Here is a 2,288-nt window from a genome sequence, read left to right as displayed (position 1 = left end):
CTTTGAATGTGGATCGGTCCATGGTGCGGTATCAAAGCCGTCGGGCCGACGACGAAGTCCTGCGCGATGCGATCAAACGCGTTTCGAAGGAACGGCGGCGGTTCGGCTATCGCCGCATCCACGCGATGGTGCGGCGCGAGGGCTGTAAGCGTTGCATCTAACCCCCTAATTGGCGTCTTCCGGCAAAGGCATCTAAGGCCTATATTGGCGCTACGCGCCAATATGGAAACAGCTTCCTTGGTACATTCCGTTTTGGGCGCGCTCTCTCGCACCTCATTTTCTAAGTGGGTACCCGTTTAAGACATCAGGGAGATCGCCTTAGCTAACTATCGATGAACCAAAAATGGGGAGGAATTGGCAACCGATAGTGCCTGCAAGCCGCCAGGAACATGGCAACCAGACCGAAACGTACTGCACTAATACCGTTGATATCAGGGCAGTTCTCAATCGCCAAATTGAGCATTTTGGCTGTTTCGTCAAAACCATTCTGGGGGGATAGGTCTGTAACACAAACACCGTGATAAGTCTCACCCTGCCAAATCAATTCTTCGGTGTCTTCATCAGGAAACCATGCCTGATAAGTGCAGTTTGGAAGCATTTCTTGGAGCCGCTCGCAGAACGCTCGGGTATCGTCCTCGTCAGCTACATGACTATTTACCGATGTTTACATCGTCTGAGCCCGCATCGGCGAAACCCCCGCAGGATATAGGATCACCCGATCGCGCTGCTGGCCTACCATTGACAAATACGGTGCTTGAGCCGGACGCAAGAACACGCTTCGCGGGGTCGTTGTTGTAGCAGCCGTGTGGCTCAATCTGATCACCCTCGCGTACAAGACCTAAGCCGTTGGCAAATACAGTTGTACTGCCCTCAACTGCGCCTGTCGGGTCATGGCTATCATGACCGGTACAGAGATCGCCAACACGATAAGCTTGGGACATGGATAAGACCTCCTGTGAGTCCAATGGTGATATTTGTAACTCGATTGGCCGCAACTTCGGTTGAGCGTGCTGGAACTTCGCTAAGAGCAAGCGCCGCTACAAACGACGCAACCGCATTGAGATCGTGTTCTGCATGCTCAAGGACTGGCGACGTATGAACACACACTATAACCGCCGCCCCGAAGTTTTTCTGTCGACAATCTCTATGGCCGCAACCACCACACTTAGCTTGTGAGCTCTAAATATCGCTTGAGCACCTCTCCTCGTCACTCCGGCGACTTTGCCTTCGTCACTACTTATCATCATTGCCCTCGCAATCCTCTTGAGCAGTGGCGCTGAAAACAACCTTTCGAATTACATAGAAGGTCAATGCTGCAAGAACGCTCAGCGCTGCTAAAAATAGAAGAAGTTCTGCAGCCCCAAATTGCAAAAAATAGAGACCGCCGTATAGAGCGGCCGCAAGAAACGAGCCAGCAAGGGCATATGAGAGAAAACCACCTACTATATCACGCAAAAGCTGCATAGTTTCCTACCTGTTCCGAAGAGCATTAATTTCAGAGATCACATTCAACACGTTCGTTTCGTGTACTAATCGGAGTTGATCCCATAGCTCCGGGTGGACAATCGCCTCAGCAGGTTTCGTGCCAGCTCTGCAAAGGTGACTTTGTGCTCTGCAAGCGCGCAGCTGTAGTTTGGATCGACAACGTCATCGCCAGCCACGAACGTAGGCCACACCGAGCGCGACGCCTTCAACTAGGACAACCCAACCCAGCACAAGCAAGAACGAAAGGTCACCCTCGGATTGAGACCCGAGGATATAAGCCACTGGAATACCAGGAATAACAGATAAGGAATGTCCCCATTTATGCCAGGCGCAAACCCGGCGATTGCCCGCACTCGTCTCGTCTTTATTTCCAGTATTCACCAACCGACTCCTTTAGAATATCCGCAAAGCTAGCGTTCGAAATCTCATCCAACTCTTGCTCTGTTGCCAGATCGGATTCAAACCTCTCCGTTATAGTCTCCCGGATAATGTTCATCCGGCGTTCCATACCGTAAAAGGCGATAACACCCAGAGCGACCAAGGCCGCGCCCACGGGTATCCTAGTAGCGCCCTTCTGGACGATCGCTTCAATGATGCCACTGCCCGCACCCTGTAAGAGGCGCTGTTTCGCACGAGCTAGGCCAGCACGAACACTGTTCTTTCTAGGCTCCAGACTCATTGATTTACAGCCAGAATAGGACTGTAGCAGCGAGAGCGATGGCCGAGAGGAATACCTTTGGGCATCTGTCATATCGGGTGGCGACGCGCCGCCAATCCTTCAGGCGTCCGAACATGATCTCAAT

General features: G+C 52.2%; 5 protein-coding genes and 1 pseudogene. 1 reads left to right on the top strand and 5 read right to left on the bottom strand.

The genetic code is table 11. The features are described 5' to 3' along the window. Positions 1-20 precede the first annotated feature (20 nt). Positions 21-161: an IS3 family transposase gene (locus AB1E34_RS26010; RefSeq protein ID WP_372575192.1), complete on the top strand. Its 141-nt coding sequence runs from the start codon at positions 21-23 to the stop codon at positions 159-161. Positions 162-322: 161 nt separating this feature from the next. On the opposite strand, the gene AB1E34_RS26005 is transcribed toward AB1E34_RS26010, so the two are convergent. From AB1E34_RS26005 to AB1E34_RS25985, 5 genes and pseudogenes are all read right to left on the bottom strand, one after another. Beyond that, complete coding sequence (locus tag AB1E34_RS26005) at positions 323-598, bottom strand: hypothetical protein (RefSeq protein ID WP_372575191.1); 276 nt, start codon at positions 596-598, stop codon at positions 323-325. A gap of 52 nt (positions 599-650) precedes the next feature. Then, complete coding sequence (locus AB1E34_RS26000) at positions 651-941, bottom strand: PAAR domain-containing protein (protein ID WP_372575190.1); 291 nt, start codon at positions 939-941, stop codon at positions 651-653. A 292-nt stretch (positions 942-1,233) separates the two neighbouring features. Further along, positions 1,234-1,464: a hypothetical protein gene (locus AB1E34_RS25995; protein ID WP_372575189.1), complete on the bottom strand. Its 231-nt coding sequence runs from the start codon at positions 1,462-1,464 to the stop codon at positions 1,234-1,236. A 385-nt stretch (positions 1,465-1,849) separates the two neighbouring features. After that, positions 1,850-2,164, bottom strand: a complete 315-nt coding sequence (locus AB1E34_RS25990; protein WP_372575188.1) for a hypothetical protein — start codon at positions 2,162-2,164, stop codon at positions 1,850-1,852. Positions 2,165-2,168: 4 nt separating this feature from the next. Further along, positions 2,169-2,288 (bottom strand): annotated as a pseudogene (locus tag AB1E34_RS25985) (IS5/IS1182 family transposase); the annotation flags it as partial.

The organism is Ruegeria jejuensis, assembly GCF_041537905.1.
Taxonomy (GTDB): domain Bacteria; phylum Pseudomonadota; class Alphaproteobacteria; order Rhodobacterales; family Rhodobacteraceae; genus Ruegeria_C.
The sequence above is the reverse complement of the archived record's forward strand: the minus strand, read 5'-3'. Positions and strand labels throughout refer to the sequence as shown.

What these genes read in the sequence shown, in the direction of transcription:
- AB1E34_RS26010 (WP_372575192.1), top strand. Translation starts at nt 21, where the DNA reads ATGGTGCGGTATCAAAGCCGTCGGGCCGACGACGAAGTCCTGCGCGAT.
- AB1E34_RS26005 (WP_372575191.1), bottom strand. Translation starts at nt 598, where the DNA reads ATGCTTCCAAACTGCACTTATCAGGCATGGTTTCCTGATGAAGACACC.
- AB1E34_RS26000 (WP_372575190.1), bottom strand. Translation starts at nt 941, where the DNA reads ATGTCCCAAGCTTATCGTGTTGGCGATCTCTGTACCGGTCATGATAGC.
- AB1E34_RS25995 (WP_372575189.1), bottom strand. Translation starts at nt 1,464, where the DNA reads ATGCAGCTTTTGCGTGATATAGTAGGTGGTTTTCTCTCATATGCCCTT.
- AB1E34_RS25990 (WP_372575188.1), bottom strand. Translation starts at nt 2,164, where the DNA reads ATGAGTCTGGAGCCTAGAAAGAACAGTGTTCGTGCTGGCCTAGCTCGT.